The sequence below is a fragment of the Vibrio metoecus genome, from assembly GCF_009665255.1.
Lineage (GTDB): Bacteria > Pseudomonadota > Gammaproteobacteria > Enterobacterales > Vibrionaceae > Vibrio > Vibrio metoecus_B.
In genome coordinates, this window is sequence record NZ_CP035686.1 from 871,793 (window position 1) to 888,134 (window position 16,342).

Genomic DNA, 16,342 nt, shown 5'->3' on the forward strand with positions numbered 1-16,342 from the left:
TCACGCTTGAGGTTTTTCTCGGTCTAGTGAGCGTTGACGCAGCAGGCGCTGCTGTTGATATAGGGCGGCTTTGATCAGTAAATCCTGATCCACATCGCGCAGCAGATCATACTTCAGAGTTACTAAGGTGTGTTCTGCTTGTTGGCTACATTCGGTCACGCTAGCGTAGCAGTATATGGCTGCGGCTGGGTATTCTAAAAACAGCTTAACGCGAACTTTTTGCCCCAAAGCCAAGGGGGCTTTTGCCAAATAGGTGAGTTGACTGGCGCCAAAACGAGTGGTTGTACTGCGTGATTGCGGATCGACTTGCTGTGACAGCATAAAAGTTAGGAGCAGATTGAGCTTTGAGTTTTGCGCTTCAAGCAGTTGCAGGACACTTTTGAAATCACTGTTTTTCAGCTCCATGCGCGCGCTGTCACTGAGCTGTTCCAATTGGCTGAATTCACTCGCTACCACAAATGGAGCGGGGATTTCCGCTTCAAAAATCTCATGAGAAGGGAGCGCGAAATGGTCCGCCAGCGGCTCCACATTAATGGTTAGCGCATGGTGAACAGTAAAGAATTCTTGGTCATTCATAGAGGGTTCCTTCTCACATCTGTGTTGATTATCGTCATAAGCAGTAACTAATCAAGGTATGTCATTGTTATCGGTGTGAAATAAACGTCCTCTTACACAGATTTGGCAAAGAAAAGCTACAACCTCGCAGGGATTCTCGCTACAGTAGCGCCATTCTATTCCTATGGTTGGATTTATGTTTCATCCGATTTCGGCTTTTATTGGTTTACGCTATTTGCGCGGTCGTTCTGGTGATCGTTTTAGCCGCTTTGTCTCTTATATGTCGACGGCGGGGATTACGATCGGCGTGATGTCTTTGGTGACCGTGTTATCGGTGATGAACGGTTTTGAAACACAACTGAAATCGCGCATTTTAGGCGTTTTGCCCCAAGCGGTGGTGACGCAAGATGTGGGTAAAACCGCATTTGCCAATCAACCGCCGGCTTTCATCTCGGCACTATCTACGCAACGCCCACCAGAGCCTTTAGTGCGCAGTGAAGCGGTGGTGCAGAGTGCTTCGCAACTGGCTGCGGGTTTGCTGATTGGTATCGAGCCACAACAAAATGATCCGATTGATCAATACTTGATTGCAGGGCGGGTAACGGCTTTGCAAGCGGGCGAATATCAACTGTTCCTCGGTCACCTGTTGGCGCGCAGTCTCAATGTTACGGTGGGTGATAAAGTGCGTTTGATGGTGACAGAAGCGAGCCAATTCACGCCGTTAGGGCGTCTACCCAGTCAGCGTAACTTTACGGTGGCGGGCATTTTTAACACTGGTTCGGATGTGGATGGGCAACTGATGGTGACCCATCTGCGTGATGCGGCCAAATTACTGCGCTATGACGCACAGACGATTTCAGGTTGGCGACTGTTTTTTGATGACCCGTTTGTGGTCAGCACTCTGGCGAAACAACCGTTACCTGACGGTTGGCAATGGAGCGATTGGCGTGAGCAACGCGGCGAGTTGTTTCAAGCGGTACGTATGGAAAAGAACATGATGGGATTAATGCTCGGTCTCATCGTCGGGGTTGCTGCGTTTAATATTATTTCGGCGTTGATTATGGTGGTGATGGAAAAGCAGGCCGAAGTGGCAATTTTGAAAACCCAAGGGATGCAGTCACAACATGTACTCGCCATTTTTATGGTGCAAGGCGCGAGTAGTGGGGTGATTGGCGCGCTAGTGGGCGGAGGTCTTGGTGTGTTGCTAGCCGCCAATCTCAATAGCCTGATGGAGGCACTAGGTGTCGCCCTTTTCTCCGTGGGCGGCGCTTTGCCCGTTGTGATCGAGCCGCTACAAATTGTTTTAGTTATTGTTCTTGCGATTGTTTTAAGCCTATTGGCGACGCTGTTCCCAGCCTATCGCGCATCTTCTGTTCAACCCGCTGAGGCGCTACGTTATGAATAACCTTTTACGCTGTCATCAGGTTTGCAAAACCTATCAAGAAGGTGAGTTGCAAACTCAGGTTCTTAAAGGGGTGAGCTTTGAGTTAAAGCGGGGTGAGTTGGTATCAATCATTGGATCTTCTGGCTCAGGGAAAAGCACTCTACTGCATATCTTGGGGGCATTGGATGATGCCAGTGAAGGTCTGGTGGAGTTTCTTGGTCAGCCATTACATGCGCTCAGTTCCAATAAGCAAGCCAAAATCCGCAATCAGCACTTGGGTTTTGTTTATCAGTTCCATCATCTGCTTGCGGATTTTTCGGCGTTAGAAAATGTTGCGATGCCTCTGCTGATTGGCGGCATGAATGTGGCGAAAGCGAAAGCGCAAGCCCAAAGTTTGCTTGAGCGAGTTGGCTTAGGTCATCGCTTAGTTCATCGCCCATCAGAGTTGTCTGGTGGTGAGCGGCAACGTGTCGCGATTGCGCGCGCGTTAGTCAATAAACCCGATTTAGTGTTAGCCGATGAGCCAACGGGCAACCTTGATCATAAGACGGCATTGTCGATTTACGATTTGATGCGTGAGCTGAACCGAGAATCTGGTACGGCATTTTTAGTGGTGACCCATGATGGTGAGTTAGCCGCGAAAATGGATCGCCAGATGCACATGAAAGATGGGTTACTCACCGATATGACGGGGGCCTAAGTGTTTTCCTCTTTAGCTCTGTTTATTGGTGGGCGCTTTAGTCGCGCTAAGCAACGTAACAAGATGGTGTCGTTTATCTCGCTTTCGTCCACGATTGGGATTGCCGTGGGCGTAGCGGTGATCATCATTGGTCTTTCGGCCATGAATGGCTTTGAACGTGAATTGCAATCGCGAGTGCTTTCAGTTATTCCGCATGGGGAATTTGAAGGTGTGCGTGGCCCTATAGAGCGTTGGCCGGATTTAATGGCGCAAGCTGCCCGTCAACCTAACATTATCGCGGCGGCGCCTTATGTGAAAATGACGGCGCTGGCGGAGAATGGCACCCAGCTCAAAGCGATTGAAATACGTGGTGTTGATCCGCAACGTGAACAAGCCGTGTCTCGCCTGTCGCAGTTTATTACGCCGCAAGCGTGGCAACATTTTAATCCTGGTGAACAACAGGTGATTTTAGGCCAAGGGGTAGCCGACAAACTCGGTGTGCAGGTCGGGGATTTTATTACCTTGATGATCCCAAGTGCGACTAGTGGTGAAAAAGTACAAGCTCCGAAACGGGTACGTGTGAAAGTCAGTGGTTTACTGACACTTAATGGGCAAATTGATCACAGTTTGGCGTTACTGCCACTGGAAGATGCACAAAGCTACGCGAATTTGGGCAGTGGCGTGACAGGCATATCCGTGAAAGTGGCAGATGTTCTGCAAGCGACCCATATCGTACGTGAAGTGGGTAATCAGCTCAATGAATACGTCTATTTGCACAGTTGGCAGCAAAAGTATGGTTTCTTGTACCGCGATATTCAGATGGTACGTACGATTATGTATTTGGTGATGGTGCTGGTCATCGGTGTGGCGAGCTTTAACATTGTGTCAACGCTGATGATGGCAGTGAAAGACCGTGCTGGTGAAATTGCGATTTTGCGTACCATGGGTGCAACCGATGGTCTAATCAAACGCATCTTTGTATGGCAAGGGGTGTTCTCTGGTGTTCTGGGCAGTATTGTCGGCAGTCTGTTTGGTGTGGTAGTGGCGTTAAATTTAACGCCGCTGATCAAAGGGTTGGAAAAACTGATCGGCCATCAATTTTTGTCAGGCGATATCTACTTTGTGGATTTTCTTCCATCACAAGTCGAGTGGTTCGATGTGATGCTTGTCTCGGGCACGGCGATTACATTGAGCCTGCTTGCCACTTGGTATCCGGCGCGGCGTGCAAGTCGACTGAATCCTGCTCAAGTGTTGAGTAGCAAGTAGCGAGATCATCTCGGAGAAGCAAACAGAATGCTTTCTCTGCGTTCAATAAAAAAGGACCTTAGGGTCCTTTTTCCATCTTAAGTAAACATTGTTTGCAAAACGGCGAATGCAGTTGCTCGCAACTTGGTATCAATCGCTGGTCTGTGCCGTGTGTTAAGGCTGATTCTCCGGCATCTTACTGGTGCGACGTTTTTGCCAACTGCGAACCACGGAATAGCGCCATAAGCCACGAATACCAAAATAACCAATCAGTGACGCTAATACCGCACAAACTGTGCAACCGAGCAAAAATGGTGGACCAATGGTGCTCATTTGGTTGAGGAGAAATTCCCACGTCAACTCAAAGTGGAACGATTGTGCTGGGGTGCCCATCAACCAAGCCCCGAGCTTATAGGTGAAGTAGAAAATCACCGGCATAGTGATCGGGTTGGTGATCCATACTAGTGCGATTGAGAGCGGTAAGTTAACTCCGAACAAAATAGCCAATCCGGCAGCCATAATCATCTGGCTCGGAAGCGGAACAAACGCCATAAATAAACCAACAGCAAAAGCACCGGCGGCAGAGCGGCGATTTAGACACCAGAGATTTGGGTTATACAGCACATTACCAAACACGCGCAGCGCTTTTTGGCGTTTGATCACTTCGTGGTCAGGCATAAACCGCTTAATAAATTTTCTTGGCATACGGGATTATGACTCTCTTGTCGAATTACTGGTCGCTTATCTCTTTTTCGATCACCTTGCTTTCTGCACCGTATTGGCCTTGGATGCCGACATGGGGCTGGGCTTGGTTTTGCCTTATCCTGATTGGCGTGCTCAGTTATTACCGAGCTTGCCGCAAACTCCTTGGCTTCGCGTTGGCCATATTCACTGTCGTGTGCCATGGCAACCTAATGCGAGATCAATCCAACCTGCTCTCTCAAGCAGGCTCGGATAGTATCATAAAAGGTCAGGTTGACAGCTTTTTTACGCAAACTCGTTACGCATATGAGGGTTTAGTCTTAATTCATGAGGTGAATGGTCAAACCTTAAACAGACTGATGTGGCCTCGTGTACGTTTAACGGCTCCTGTAGCGTTAAAACCGAATGAGCAATTCGAATTTACAGTTTCATTTAAGCCGATTGTGGGACGTCTTAATGAAACTGGCTTTGATTTGGAAGCCCACTCTCTGACTCAATCGGTTCTGGCGCGAGCGGTTGTCAGCCCGAATACGACTTACCACATTGTGCCACAACATAGCCTACGCTCCGCTTTACTGGCGGAGCTTGAGTTACTCACCCAAAACAGCCCTTATCAAGGGTTGATATTAGCGCTGACGTTTGGTGAAAGAAAAGGGATTGGTGAACAAGACTGGCAAGTCTTGCGCAATAGCGGCCTAATCCACTTGGTGGCGATTTCTGGGTTGCATATCGGTATCGCTTTCAGTATCGGGTATTTGCTAGGCACCGGGCTGATGCGCTTGCATGGTAAATTGTTGTGGTCTCCTTTCGTGGTGGGCGCATTATTGGCTGTGTTATACGCATGGCTCGCGGGGTTCACTATACCAACCCAACGTGCACTGATCATGTGCATGCTGAATGTGGGATTGGTGATCTTGGGCTTTCCTCTTTCAGCATTAAAACGGATCCTGCTGACGCTGTGTGCGGTTTTAGTTTGGTCGCCCTTTGCCTCGCTTTCAAACAGCTTTTGGATGTCATTTTTAGCCGTTGCGATTGTATTGTATCAATTGGCTAATCAAGAGAAGCGTCAGGCTTGGTGGAAGGCCTTACTGTGGGCGCAATTGACCCTTGTCTGCTTAATGGCGCCTGTCACGGCATACTTTTTCGGTGGATTAAGCATGACGTCCGTGGTGTACAATTTGCTGTTTATCCCTTGGTTCTCCGTGGTGATTGTTCCCGCTCTGTTTGTGGGTTTGTTTCTTAGCGTGACAATGTGGTATTGGGCGACGCTTTATTGGCCTTGGGTAGACTGGACGTTTTACCCTCTCGATTGGGCACTGCAGTTTGCGGATGTAGGATGGGTGGTGATACCGAAAACCGTACAAGGTTTCGTTGCTGCCTTTATCGTGATCTGTTTGTTGTACCGAGTGATGAGCTTACGCGCCTGCATTTTGGCATGGTGCCTTGCTGGGCTGTGGTGGTGGTTTCCTTCAGTCACTCCACGGTGGCGGATGGATGTTTTGGATGTCGGACACGGTTTAGCGATCATTATTGAGCAAGATAAGCGCGCGATTGTCTACGATACGGGCAGCAGTTGGCCCGGAGGCAGCTACGTCGAGAGTCTCATCGAACCCATTTTGCAGCAGCGCGGTATACGCCAGCTCGATGGACTGATTCTGAGTCACCTCGATAATGATCACGCTGGAGATTGGCAAAGCTTGGCTAAGCGTTGGCAGCCTGATTGGATACGTGCAAGTCAAGCTGATGTGGCGTTTATGCCTTGTATACGGGGTGAACGTTGGCAGTGGCAGTCATTAGATTTCCAAGTGCTATGGCCTCCGAGGTTGGTGAATCGAGCCTATAATCAGCATTCGTGTGTGATTCGCATGACCGATCTCCAATCTCACTATTCCGTTTTGTTATCTGGGGATGTCACCGCCATGGGAGAATGGCTACTTGCTCGTGGAGGAACGCTTTTATCGAGCGAAGTGATGATAGTGCCTCATCACGGCAGCAAAACCTCATCCACCGCTGAGTTTATTGCGAAAGTCGAACCACGATTGGCGATTGCTTCTCTTGCCAAAGATAACCGCTGGAATTTGCCTAACCCGCAAGTGGTGGAACGTTATCAAAGCCAGCAATCTGATTGGCTAGATACTGGTCAAGCAGGGCAAATCAGTCTGTTTTTCTATCCAGATCAGTTTGATTGGTTTACTCAGCGTGGACTTGGCTGGGTGCCATGGTATAGGCAGATGCTGCGTAAAGGAGTAGAATGAGCGCAATTTTGTAATCAGAAAAGCCTTTCTATGTCACTTCACTCTGACGAAACTACTTGGCAGACTTTTAAACGTCTGTGGACTTATATCCGCTTATACAAAGCGGGCCTTACTGTTGCAGTTGTTGCGTTGATTATCAATGCTGTTGCCGATACCTACATGATTTCTTTACTAAAACCTTTGTTGGATGAAGGTTTTGGTGATGCAGAATCCAATTTCCTACGTATTTTGCCTTTCATGATTTTAGGCTTGATGTTTGTGCGCGGGTTAAGTGGATTTGCTTCTTCCTATTGTCTGAGTTGGGTTTCTGGGAATGTGGTGATGCAGATGCGTCGCCGTTTATTTAACCACTTTATGCACATGCCAGTGCGCTTTTTTGACCAAGAATCCACTGGTGGGCTGTTATCACGTATTACTTACGACTCAGAACAAGTGGCGGGCGCCACTAGCCGTGCCTTGGTCAGTATTGTGCGTGAAGGGGCGAGCATCGTTGGTTTACTGGTGCTGATGTTCTGGAACAGCTGGCAACTCTCGTTGGTCTTGATTGTGGTTGCGCCCGTAGTTGCGTTTGCGATTGGTTTTGTTTCTAAGCGCTTTCGTAAAATTTCGCGTAATATGCAAACCACTATGGGGCATGTCACCTCATCTGCGGAGCAGATGCTCAAAGGCCATAAAGTGGTATTGAGCTATGGTGGCCAAGAGGTTGAGCGTAAACGCTTTGATCAAGTAAGCAACAACATGCGTCAACAAACCATGAAGCTGGTTTCGGCGCAGTCTATCGCGGATCCCGTGATCCAAATGATTGCTTCACTGGCGCTGTTTGCCGTGTTGTTCTTGGCGAGTGTTGACTCAATTCGCGCAGACCTGACACCGGGTACCTTCACTGTGGTGTTCTCCGCTATGTTTGGCTTGATGCGCCCGCTAAAAGCTTTGACCAGTGTAACGTCTGAATTCCAACGCGGTATGGCCGCTTGTCAAACTCTGTTTGGTTTGATGGATCTGGAAACGGAGCGTGACAACGGCAAGTACGAAGCCGAGCGCGTCAAAGGTGAAGTTGAAGTGAAAGACGTGACTTTCACTTATCAAGGCAAAGAGAAGCCCGCGTTATCGCATGTCTCGTTCTCGATTCCGCAGGGGAAAACCGTCGCACTGGTTGGCCGTTCTGGTTCTGGCAAATCGACCATCGCTAATCTGTTTACTCGTTTTTATGATGTAGACAGTGGTTCAATCAGCCTTGATGGACACGATGTGCGTGATTACAAGCTGACCAATTTGCGTCGTCACTTTGCCTTGGTTTCGCAAAACGTACATCTGTTTAACGACACCATCGCCAATAACATCGCTTACGCTGCCGAAGGTGAATACACCCGTGAGCAAATTGAACAAGCTGCGCGCCAAGCACATGCGATGGAGTTTATTGAAAACATGCCGCAAGGTTTGGATACCGTGATCGGTGAGAATGGCACCAGTTTATCCGGCGGTCAGCGTCAGCGTGTGGCAATTGCGCGTGCATTGCTGCGTGATGCTCCGGTGCTCATTCTCGATGAAGCGACTTCAGCGCTAGATACTGAATCTGAGCGCGCGATCCAAGCGGCATTGAATGAGCTACAGAAAAACAAAACCGTGCTGGTGATTGCGCACCGCTTGTCGACCATCGAACAAGCCGATGAGATCCTTGTGGTAGACGAAGGTGAAATCATTGAGCGCGGCCGTCATGCTGAATTGTTGGCACAAGATGGCGCGTATGCTCAACTACACCGCATCCAGTTTGGTGAATAGTGGTGATAGAAAAGATTTGGTTTCACCGCTATCCGTTGGGTTACCTGTTATGGCCACTGTTGTGGCCATTAAGCTTGCTGTTTGGCGCAATTAGCCGCTCACGGCGCAAAGCTTATCAAACGGGTGACAAAACCTCCTATCGTGCACCATTACCTGTGGTGGTGGTAGGCAATATTACCGCGGGTGGCAATGGTAAAACGCCGGTTGTGGTTTGGTTGGTGGAAACATTGCAAAACCTCGGCTATCGTCCTGGCGTGGTATCACGCGGTTATGGAGCCAAAGCGCCAAGTTACCCTTTGGTAGTCAGTGAACAAACGCCAGCGGAACATTGCGGTGATGAACCAAAACTCATTTTCCAGCGCACAAAAGTGCCAGTGGCAGTCGATCCTGTGCGCAGCCAAGCTGTGAAAGCGTTGCTTGAGCAAGGAGTTAACATCGTCATCACTGATGATGGTTTGCAGCATTATGCATTGCAGCGTGACATTGAAATCGCGGTGGTGGATGGTGCGCGCCGTTTTGGTAACCAACAGCTGATCCCGCTAGGCCCTCTGCGTGAGCCGATCAGTCGGTTAGATGAAGTCGATTTCATTATCACCAATGGTGGTGTGGCTCAGGCCAATGAAGTCGCGATGCATCTTCAACCTGCGGATGCGATTAATCTGCAGACGGGTGAACGCTGTGCAGTGAATAAGCTCACTCGCTTGTGTGCCATGGCTGGGATTGGTCATCCTTCCCGATTTTTTAATACCTTGCGTGAACTCAATGCTGATTTGGTTCACTGCCAAGGTTTTGCCGATCATCAAGCCTTTGATGCTGCTCAGTTGAATCAACTGGCGCAGCAGGGCGAACATCTGATCATGACAGAAAAAGACGCCGTAAAATGCGCTGAGTTTGCCCAGCCAAATTGGTGGTATTTGCCCGTTTCGGCTCAATTTGCTCCAGAAGCGGAGCAGCGTGTTGTGGACAAAATTAAAGAGGTAATGGAACAGTATGGATCACCGTCTGCTTGAAATCGTCGCTTGCCCAGTGTGTAAAGGTAAGCTGACTTACGATAAAGATCGTCAAGAGTTAATTTGTAAATTGGATCGTTTGGCTTATCCAATTAAAGAAGGCATTCCAGTGCTTTTAGAGCCGGAAGCACGCAGCATGAGCATGGATGAGGGACGCTAATGTCATTTACCGTTGTGATCCCCGCGCGTTACCAATCAACGCGTTTACCGGGTAAGCCTCTGGCGGACATCGGTGGTAACCCCATGATTCAATGGGTGTATGAACAAGCTATGCAGGCGGGTGCTGACCGCGTGATCATTGCAACCGATGATGAGCGTGTAGAGCAAGCGGTTCACTCCTTTGGCGGTGTGGTGTGCATGACTTCGCCTAACCATCAATCCGGCACAGAACGTTTGGCGGAAGTGGTTGAAAAAATGGCTATTCCGGCCGATCACATTGTGGTTAACGTACAAGGTGATGAGCCTTTAATCCCGCCTGCGATTATCCGCCAAGTTGCGGATAACTTAGCCGCGTGCAGCGCGCCAATGGCGACCTTGGCGGTGGAAATTGAAGATGAAGCGGAAGTGTTTAACCCGAATGCGGTGAAAGTGATCACCGATAAAAACGGTTATGCACTGTACTTCAGCCGCGCCACGATTCCTTGGGATCGAGATAACTTCGCTAAAGCCGATAAGTCTATCGCTCAGCCACTGCTGCGCCATATCGGCATCTATGCTTACCGCGCAGGCTTTATCAACACCTATCTGCATTGGCAGCCAAGCCCGCTTGAAAAGATTGAATGCTTAGAGCAGCTTCGCGTGTTGTGGCATGGTGAGAAAATCCATGTTGCGGTCGCGTTAGAAGCACCGCCGGCTGGGGTCGACACGCCAGATGATTTGGAAGTGGTGCGCCGCATTGTTACTGAACGTGCACATTAGTTTTCGAAACCAAGTTCGCCTTGCTCATCAGAAAAAAGCTCCTTAACAGGAGCTTTTTTATTAAATGTTAGGAATGTTGTATTGCAGCCCAAATTAAATTCGGCTTTCAAAATCGCTCTTTTTTGGGCAGGTTGCGAGGATCTCTCTTCTTCCTGTGTCTTTGACCTCCTCCAGTTTGACTTCAAAACCCCATAGACGGTGCATGTGTTTCAGCACCTCCTCGTAGCTTGGATCTAACGGAATGCGATCGTGTGGAACGTACTGCAACGTCAATGAGCGATCGCCTCGAACATCGACGTTATACACTTGAATGTTGGGTTCAAGGTTACTGAGGTTGTATTGTGCCGCAAGTTTTTCGCGGATTTGTTGATAACCGAGGTCATCGTGAATAGCACTGATTTCGATGTGATTTTTTCTATCATCATCGCAAATGGCAAACAGCTTAAAATCGCGAATGAGTTTGGGGGATAGGTACTGGCTGATAAAACTTTCATCTTTAAAGTTACGCATCGCAAAATGAAGGGCATCCAACCAGTTAGATCCCGCTAACTCTGGAAACCACTCTTTATCTTCCTCAGTCGGTTCTTCACAGATCCGTTTAATATCACGGAACATGGCAAACCCAAGCGCATAAGGGTTGATGCCACTGAAATAACGGCTGTTGTAGGGCGGTTGCGCCACAACGCTGGTGTGGCTGTGCAGAAACTCCAGCATGAATTTGTCGCTGACTAACCCCTCATCATAAAGATGATTGAGAATGGTGTAGTGCCAGAAGGTCGCCCATCCTTCGTTCATGACTTGGGTCTGTTTCTGCGGATAAAAATACTGGCTGATTTTGCGTACGATGCGCACGATTTCGCGCTGCCAAGGTTCCAGCAAGGGAGCGTGTTTCTCAATAAAGTAGAGAATGTTCTCTTGCGGTTCACTCGGGAAGCGGCGATGTTTTTCCTGCTCAACCGCTTTTTTCGGCACAGTACGCCACAAGGCATTCACTTGAGATTGCAGATAGGCTTCGCGCTCTTCTTGGCGCGCTTTCTCTTCGGCTATCGAGATTTTTTCGGGGCGTTTATAACGGTCAACCCCGTAATTCATTAAGGCATGGCAAGAGTCGAGTAGCTTTTCCACTTCGTTCACACCAAATTTTTGCTCACACTCGGCAATGTAGTTTTTGGCAAACAGCAGGTAATCGATGATCGAGCTGGCATCCGTCCAGGTTTGGAACAGATAGTTACCTTTGAAAAAGGAGTTGTGGCCATAACAGGCATGAGCCATCACGAGGGCTTGCATGGTCACGGTATTTTCTTCCATCAGATAGGCGATACAAGGATCGGAGTTAATGACGATCTCGTACGCTAAGCCCATCTGGCCATGCTTGTAGGTTTGCTCAGTTTGGATGAATTTTTTGCCAAACGACCAATGGTTGTAGTTGATGGGCATGCCGATGCTGGAATAGGCATCCATCATCTGCTCTGAGGTGATGATTTCAATCTGGTTTGGGTAAGTATCCAAACGATAAAACTCAGCGACTCGGCGAATCTCTTGGTGATAGCGTTCGATCAGCTCAAATGTCCAATCTGGGCCATCGGGCAGTCGCTTGTTTTGGGCAGCTTTACGCTTGGGTGCGGCTTTGGCTTTGGTTGTCATCTCTCAGTCTCCCTACGCATTTTCCTTTTGGAACAGCTCCCTAAACACAGGGAAAATGTCTTCGACACTGCGAATGTTCTTCATTGCAAAGTTATCGAAGGATGCCTGTAATTTTTCATATTCGTGCCACAAAGTTTGGTGTGAGCGACGCGTGATTTCGATATAGGCATAGTATTGGCAATAGGGCAGCAGCTTGTTGGAGAGTAACTCTTTGCAACGCGGTGAATCGTCTGCCCAGTTATCACCATCAGAAGCTTGCGCGCCATAAATGTTCCATTCACCCAGTGGGAAACGCGCTTCAATGATTTCATGCATCAGCTTGAGCGCACTGGACACTATGGTGCCGCCAGTTTCTTGGGAGTAGAAGAAGTCGTGTTCATTCACCTCTTTGGCTTGAGTATGGTGGCGAATAAATACCACTTCCACGTTTTCATAAGTGCGAGTTAAGAACAGGTAAAGCAGGACATAAAAGCGTTTTGCAATATCCTTGGTCGCTTGATCCATCGAGCCTGACACGTCCATCAGACAGAACATTACCGCCTGACTGGAGGGAATCGGGCGCTTTTCGTAGTTTTTGAAGCGCAAATCAAAGGTATCGATAAAGGGCACGCTATCGATTTTATTGCGCAGTTCTTCAATCTCTTGCTTGATGCGCATCTCTTCCATAATTTGTGGTGGTTCGCTGCGCTGAATACGTTCGAGTTCTCCCTCCAACTCACTCATTAAACGGCGTTTACCAGCGGTCATCGCCGTACGGCGTGCTAAGGATTGTTGTAGTGAACGCACCACAGAAATATTGGAGGGAACTCCCGAGGTTTGGAAACCTGCGCGATGAGTTTTCCATTCGGTGATTTTGTTAACTTGGTTTTTCTTGAGATTCGGCAGTGCTAAATCTTCAAACAGAATATCGAGGTATTCATCTTTGGAAATTTGGAATACGAAATCATCGCTGCCTTCACCATCAGCACTGGCTTCACCTTCACCTGAGCCGCCGCTGCCTTGACCCCCTTTAGGGCGATCGATTTTATCGCCACGAATAAATTGGTCATTGCCCGGATGCACACGTTCACGCACGCCACCTTTGCCTTGATGAAACATCGGCTCTTTAATGTCGCGAGTCGGAATCGAGACATCTTCTCCGGATTCCGTATTAGTGATTGAGCGGCGGTTAACGGCATCCGCAACCGACTCTTTAATCTGCTCTTTGTAACGGCGTAAAAAGCGTTGTCGGTTGACTGTGCTTTTATTTTTTCCGTTTAGCCTTCTGTCGATAAATTGCGCCATGAGCCTCTCCCTAATGACATCACCTCAAACTCGAACACGAGTTTGTTGAGGGGGTGACCTACAGCCCAACAGCGATTCTGTGGGGTAGGTAACACCGCAGGTGGCGGTAGTTGCACTACCGCCGACCATTACACGGCATACACACTATGAGGATTTACGTACTCGCAAGTACCACTCAGACAGCAAGCGGACTTGTTTTTCGGTGTACCCTTTTTCCATCATACGAGCGACGAAGTCATCGTGTTTCTTCTGATCGTCGGATGAGGTCTTAGCGTTGAAGGAGATGACCGGAAGCAGATCTTCAGTATTGGAGAACATCTTTTTCTCGATCACAGTGCGCAATTTCTCGTAGCTGGTCCACACTGGGTTTTGGCCGTTGTTGTTGGCACGTGCACGCAGTACGAAATTAACGATTTCATTACGGAAATCTTTTGGATTGCTGATCCCCGCGGTTTTCTCAATTTTCTCCAGTTCACTGTTGAGTGCTGAACGGTCAAACAGTTGGCCCGTTTCTGGATCGCGATACTCTTGATCTTGAATCCAGAAGTCGGCGTAGGTGACGTAGCGGTCAAAAATATTCTGACCGTACTCAGAGTAAGACTCTAGGTAAGCGGTTTGGATCTCTTTGCCAATGAATTCGACATAGCGCGGGATTAAGTAGCCTTTGAGGAACTCATTGTAGCGATCCGCAGTTTCTTGTGGGAACTGCTCCCGCTCGACTTGCTGTTCGATAACGTAGAACAGATGCACTGGGTTCGCGGCAACTTCTGAGTGATCGAAGTTAAACACGCGAGACAGAATTTTGAACGCGAAGCGGGTGGAAAGCCCAGACATGCCTTCATCAACCCCAGCGTAATCACGGTATTCCTGATAGCTTTTGGCTTTCGGATCGGTATCTTTCAGCGTTTCACCATCATAGACGCGCATCTTTGAGAACAAGGAAGAGTTTTCTGGCACTTTTAGGCGAGACAGTACGCTAAATTGTGCCAGTAGTTCGAGTGTGCTTGGAGCACAAGGTGCTTTGGATAGCTCACTGTGATCCAACAGTTTTTGGTAGATTTTTACTTCACCAGAAACACGCAGACAGTAAGGCACTTTGACAATATAAACCCGGTCTAGGAACGCTTCGTTGTTCTTGTTGTTACGGAAAGTCTGCCACTCGGATTCGTTCGAGTGGGCGAGGATCATTCCATCAAACGGTAACGCAGAAAGCCCTTCAGTACCGTTGTAGTTACCTTCTTGGGTGGCGGTTAGTAGTGGGTGTAGCACTTTAATCGGTGCTTTGAACATTTCCACGAATTCCATCAAACCTTGGTTGGCGCGGCATAGCGCACCGGAGTAGCTGTAGGCATCTGGGTCATCTTGTGAAAAGTGTTCCAGTTTGCGGATATCGACTTTACCCACCAGAGAGGAAATATCTTGGTTGTTCTCATCGCCCGGTTCGGTTTTGGCTACCGCGATTTGATCCAAAATGGATGGGCGCACTTTCACCACTTTGAACTTAGTAATATCACCACCAAATTCATGCAGGCGTTTAGCTGCCCAAGGTGACATGATGGAGCGCAAGTAACGACGATCAATGCCGTATTCTTGTTTGAGTAGTTCACCATCTTCATTCACATCGAAGAGACAGAAGGGGTGATCGTTAACCGGGCTGCGTTGACCATTGGCCGACAACACATAAATCGGCATTTGTTGCATCAAAGCTTTGAGTTTTTCAGCCAGTGATGATTTACCGCCGCCCACAGGGCCGAGTAAATAGAGAATCTGTTTGCGCTCTTCCAAGCCTTGCGCTGCATGCTTGAGGTAAGCGACGATCTGTTCTATGGCCTCTTCCATGCCATAAAAATCTTCGAAAGTTTTATAACGAGCAATCACTCGGTTGGAAAAAATTCGGCTAAGGCGCGAGTGTTTGGATGTATCAATCATCTCGGGTTCGCCGATAGCCAGCAACAAGCGCTCCGCGGCATTGGCATAAGCACTTTTGTTTTCTTTACACAGAGCCAGAAAGTCCTGAATGGACAGCTCTTCATCCTTGGCGGCTTCATAGCGTGCCTGAAAGTGTTCAAAAATACTCATAGTTGTTTCCCCTTTGAAAATGTCATGACGACATACAACCGCTGTATACAAATCCCTAACAAATTAAGCCTAGTCTGTAATCTACTCTTTTGCTTAAGAATTATGGTTTTATTTCAAAATCGTGATTTCGAGTAAGTCAGGTAAGTTGGGATGACGCAGAGCAGTCTGTGAGGTGGGAAAGTCGTAAAATAAAAAGCTGGCAATGAAGCCAGCTTAAGAGAATAGAAAGGACAAAAAAGTGAATTAAGCGTTCATGATTTGGCGCAATTCATTCGCTGACAGATGATACTGACGCGGGCAATTGCGCCAAGTGGTTAGCATGCGGCGGTACTTCACCAGCATCGGCATTTGGCTGTTGAAATGGTGCTCGCCCTTATCAAATTGTGGGTACAGACCTTCAGAATCCACTAAGAAGCGCACATAGTTCACCAATGGTGCTTCGGTGGCCATATCAAAACCAAGGAAAGTCAAACGGCGTTGGTCTACGTCTTTGCGTGCGGCATCATCCAGCATGCGATTGGATTCTTGCATCGCGTGGTACATCTCCATAATGTCGATGATTTCGCGGCATTCCGTTTCAGGTAGGCAGCCAAACTCGCGGTTCAGCTCACGCATTTGTAGCTCATAACCACGTTCAACAATCGTTTGTAAACGCTTGTATTTGTTTGCGTTGTTTGGGTCAAGTTGCGACATAAGGAAATATTGGTTCGATAAGATCAAACGCTGAGCGTTGGTCATTTCCATGTAAAGCCTCACTTCAAATCAGAGTTATTATTTTGCTGATTTAAGGTTAACAGCATTGGTGTAG

14 protein-coding genes are annotated in these 16,342 nt (G+C 48.3%); 8 read left to right on the top strand and 6 right to left on the bottom strand.

The genetic code is table 11. The annotated features are described in order from the left end of the window. Positions 1–576, bottom strand: coding sequence for a PilZ domain-containing protein (locus EPB59_RS04105; RefSeq protein WP_154171629.1), 576 nt, complete (start codon positions 574–576; stop codon positions 1–3). Between the two features lie 175 nt (positions 577–751). On the opposite strand from EPB59_RS04105, the gene lolC reads away from it, so the two are divergent. Genes lolC through lolE form a run of 3 tightly spaced genes read left to right on the top strand, consistent with a single transcriptional unit; the run spans position 752 to position 3,884 of the window. Continuing rightward, positions 752–1,960, top strand: a complete 1,209-nt coding sequence (gene lolC / locus EPB59_RS04110; RefSeq protein ID WP_055051086.1) for a lipoprotein-releasing ABC transporter permease subunit LolC — start codon at positions 752–754, stop codon at positions 1,958–1,960. After that, on the top strand, positions 1,953–2,639 hold the full coding sequence (lolD, locus tag EPB59_RS04115) for a lipoprotein-releasing ABC transporter ATP-binding protein LolD (protein ID WP_114773121.1): 687 nt from the start codon (positions 1,953–1,955) through the stop codon (positions 2,637–2,639). The genes lolC and lolD overlap by 8 nt, the downstream gene beginning before the upstream one ends. Continuing rightward, on the top strand, positions 2,640–3,884 hold the full coding sequence (lolE, locus tag EPB59_RS04120; RefSeq protein ID WP_154171630.1) for a lipoprotein-releasing ABC transporter permease subunit LolE: 1,245 nt from the start codon (positions 2,640–2,642) through the stop codon (positions 3,882–3,884). It abuts the gene before it with no gap. 153 nt (positions 3,885–4,037) lie between these two features. Here the strand turns inward: lolE and EPB59_RS04125 are convergent, their stop codons facing one another. Beyond that, positions 4,038–4,568: a DUF2062 domain-containing protein gene (locus EPB59_RS04125; RefSeq protein ID WP_055051087.1), complete on the bottom strand. Its 531-nt coding sequence runs from the start codon at positions 4,566–4,568 to the stop codon at positions 4,038–4,040. Positions 4,569–4,576: 8 nt separating this feature from the next. Here EPB59_RS04125 and EPB59_RS04130 point away from each other — a divergent pair, with 8 nt between their 5' ends. The 5 genes from EPB59_RS04130 to kdsB are packed head-to-tail and all read left to right on the top strand — an operon-like array spanning position 4,577 to position 10,527. Next, entirely contained in the window at positions 4,577–6,820 is a 2,244-nt protein-coding gene (locus EPB59_RS04130) for a DNA internalization-related competence protein ComEC/Rec2 (protein WP_195707049.1), read from the top strand. A 30-nt stretch (positions 6,821–6,850) separates the two neighbouring features. Beyond that, entirely contained in the window at positions 6,851–8,599 is a 1,749-nt protein-coding gene (gene msbA, locus EPB59_RS04135) for a lipid A ABC transporter ATP-binding protein/permease MsbA (protein ID WP_154171632.1), read from the top strand. Positions 8,600–8,601: 2 nt separating this feature from the next. After that, the gene (gene lpxK, locus EPB59_RS04140) at positions 8,602–9,609 is read left to right on the top strand and encodes a tetraacyldisaccharide 4'-kinase (RefSeq protein WP_195707050.1); all 1,008 of its coding nucleotides are present in this window, start codon (positions 8,602–8,604) and stop codon (positions 9,607–9,609) included. Further along, positions 9,590–9,769, top strand: coding sequence for a Trm112 family protein (locus tag EPB59_RS04145; protein ID WP_000350068.1), 180 nt, complete (start codon positions 9,590–9,592; stop codon positions 9,767–9,769). The genes lpxK and EPB59_RS04145 overlap by 20 nt, the downstream gene beginning before the upstream one ends. Beyond that, positions 9,769–10,527 carry a 3-deoxy-manno-octulosonate cytidylyltransferase gene (gene kdsB, locus EPB59_RS04150; protein WP_154171634.1) on the top strand — a complete coding sequence of 253 codons (759 nt, stop codon included), beginning with the start codon at positions 9,769–9,771 and terminating at the stop codon, positions 10,525–10,527. The genes EPB59_RS04145 and kdsB overlap by 1 nt, the downstream gene beginning before the upstream one ends. Before the next feature lie 93 nt (positions 10,528–10,620). Here kdsB and EPB59_RS04155 read toward each other — a convergent pair whose 3' ends face one another. The 4 genes from EPB59_RS04155 to EPB59_RS04170 all read right to left on the bottom strand — a co-directional run bounded on the left by EPB59_RS04155 (position 10,621) and on the right by EPB59_RS04170 (position 16,278). Beyond that, the gene (locus tag EPB59_RS04155) at positions 10,621–12,171 is read right to left on the bottom strand and encodes a SpoVR family protein (RefSeq protein ID WP_000208350.1); all 1,551 of its coding nucleotides are present in this window, start codon (positions 12,169–12,171) and stop codon (positions 10,621–10,623) included. Between the two features lie 12 nt (positions 12,172–12,183). After that, positions 12,184–13,455, bottom strand: a complete 1,272-nt coding sequence (locus tag EPB59_RS04160; protein ID WP_154171635.1) for a YeaH/YhbH family protein — start codon at positions 13,453–13,455, stop codon at positions 12,184–12,186. Positions 13,456–13,599: 144 nt separating this feature from the next. Beyond that, entirely contained in the window at positions 13,600–15,534 is a 1,935-nt protein-coding gene (locus tag EPB59_RS04165) for a PrkA family serine protein kinase (protein ID WP_000021519.1), read from the bottom strand. Positions 15,535–15,777: 243 nt separating this feature from the next. Further along, positions 15,778–16,278, bottom strand: a complete 501-nt coding sequence (locus EPB59_RS04170) for a YfbU family protein (RefSeq protein ID WP_000426109.1) — start codon at positions 16,276–16,278, stop codon at positions 15,778–15,780. Positions 16,279–16,342: the final 64 nt, after the last annotated feature.

Excerpts from the sequence above, each read along its gene's own strand:
- lolD (WP_114773121.1), top strand. The coding sequence starts at position 1,953 with ATGAATAACCTTTTACGCTGTCATCAGGTTTGCAAAACCTATCAAGAA.
- EPB59_RS04170 (WP_000426109.1), bottom strand. The coding sequence starts at position 16,278 with ATGGAAATGACCAACGCTCAGCGTTTGATCTTATCGAACCAATATTTC.
- EPB59_RS04160 (WP_154171635.1), bottom strand. The coding sequence starts at position 13,455 with ATGGCGCAATTTATCGACAGAAGGCTAAACGGAAAAAATAAAAGCACA.
- msbA (WP_154171632.1), top strand. The coding sequence starts at position 6,851 with ATGTCACTTCACTCTGACGAAACTACTTGGCAGACTTTTAAACGTCTG.
- EPB59_RS04155 (WP_000208350.1), bottom strand. The coding sequence starts at position 12,171 with ATGACAACCAAAGCCAAAGCCGCACCCAAGCGTAAAGCTGCCCAAAAC.
- EPB59_RS04165 (WP_000021519.1), bottom strand. The coding sequence starts at position 15,534 with ATGAGTATTTTTGAACACTTTCAGGCACGCTATGAAGCCGCCAAGGAT.
- EPB59_RS04105 (WP_154171629.1), bottom strand. The coding sequence starts at position 576 with ATGAATGACCAAGAATTCTTTACTGTTCACCATGCGCTAACCATTAAT.
- EPB59_RS04145 (WP_000350068.1), top strand. The coding sequence starts at position 9,590 with ATGGATCACCGTCTGCTTGAAATCGTCGCTTGCCCAGTGTGTAAAGGT.
- EPB59_RS04125 (WP_055051087.1), bottom strand. The coding sequence starts at position 4,568 with ATGCCAAGAAAATTTATTAAGCGGTTTATGCCTGACCACGAAGTGATC.
- EPB59_RS04130 (WP_195707049.1), top strand. The coding sequence starts at position 4,577 with ATGACTCTCTTGTCGAATTACTGGTCGCTTATCTCTTTTTCGATCACC.
- lolC (WP_055051086.1), top strand. The coding sequence starts at position 752 with ATGTTTCATCCGATTTCGGCTTTTATTGGTTTACGCTATTTGCGCGGT.
- kdsB (WP_154171634.1), top strand. The coding sequence starts at position 9,769 with ATGTCATTTACCGTTGTGATCCCCGCGCGTTACCAATCAACGCGTTTA.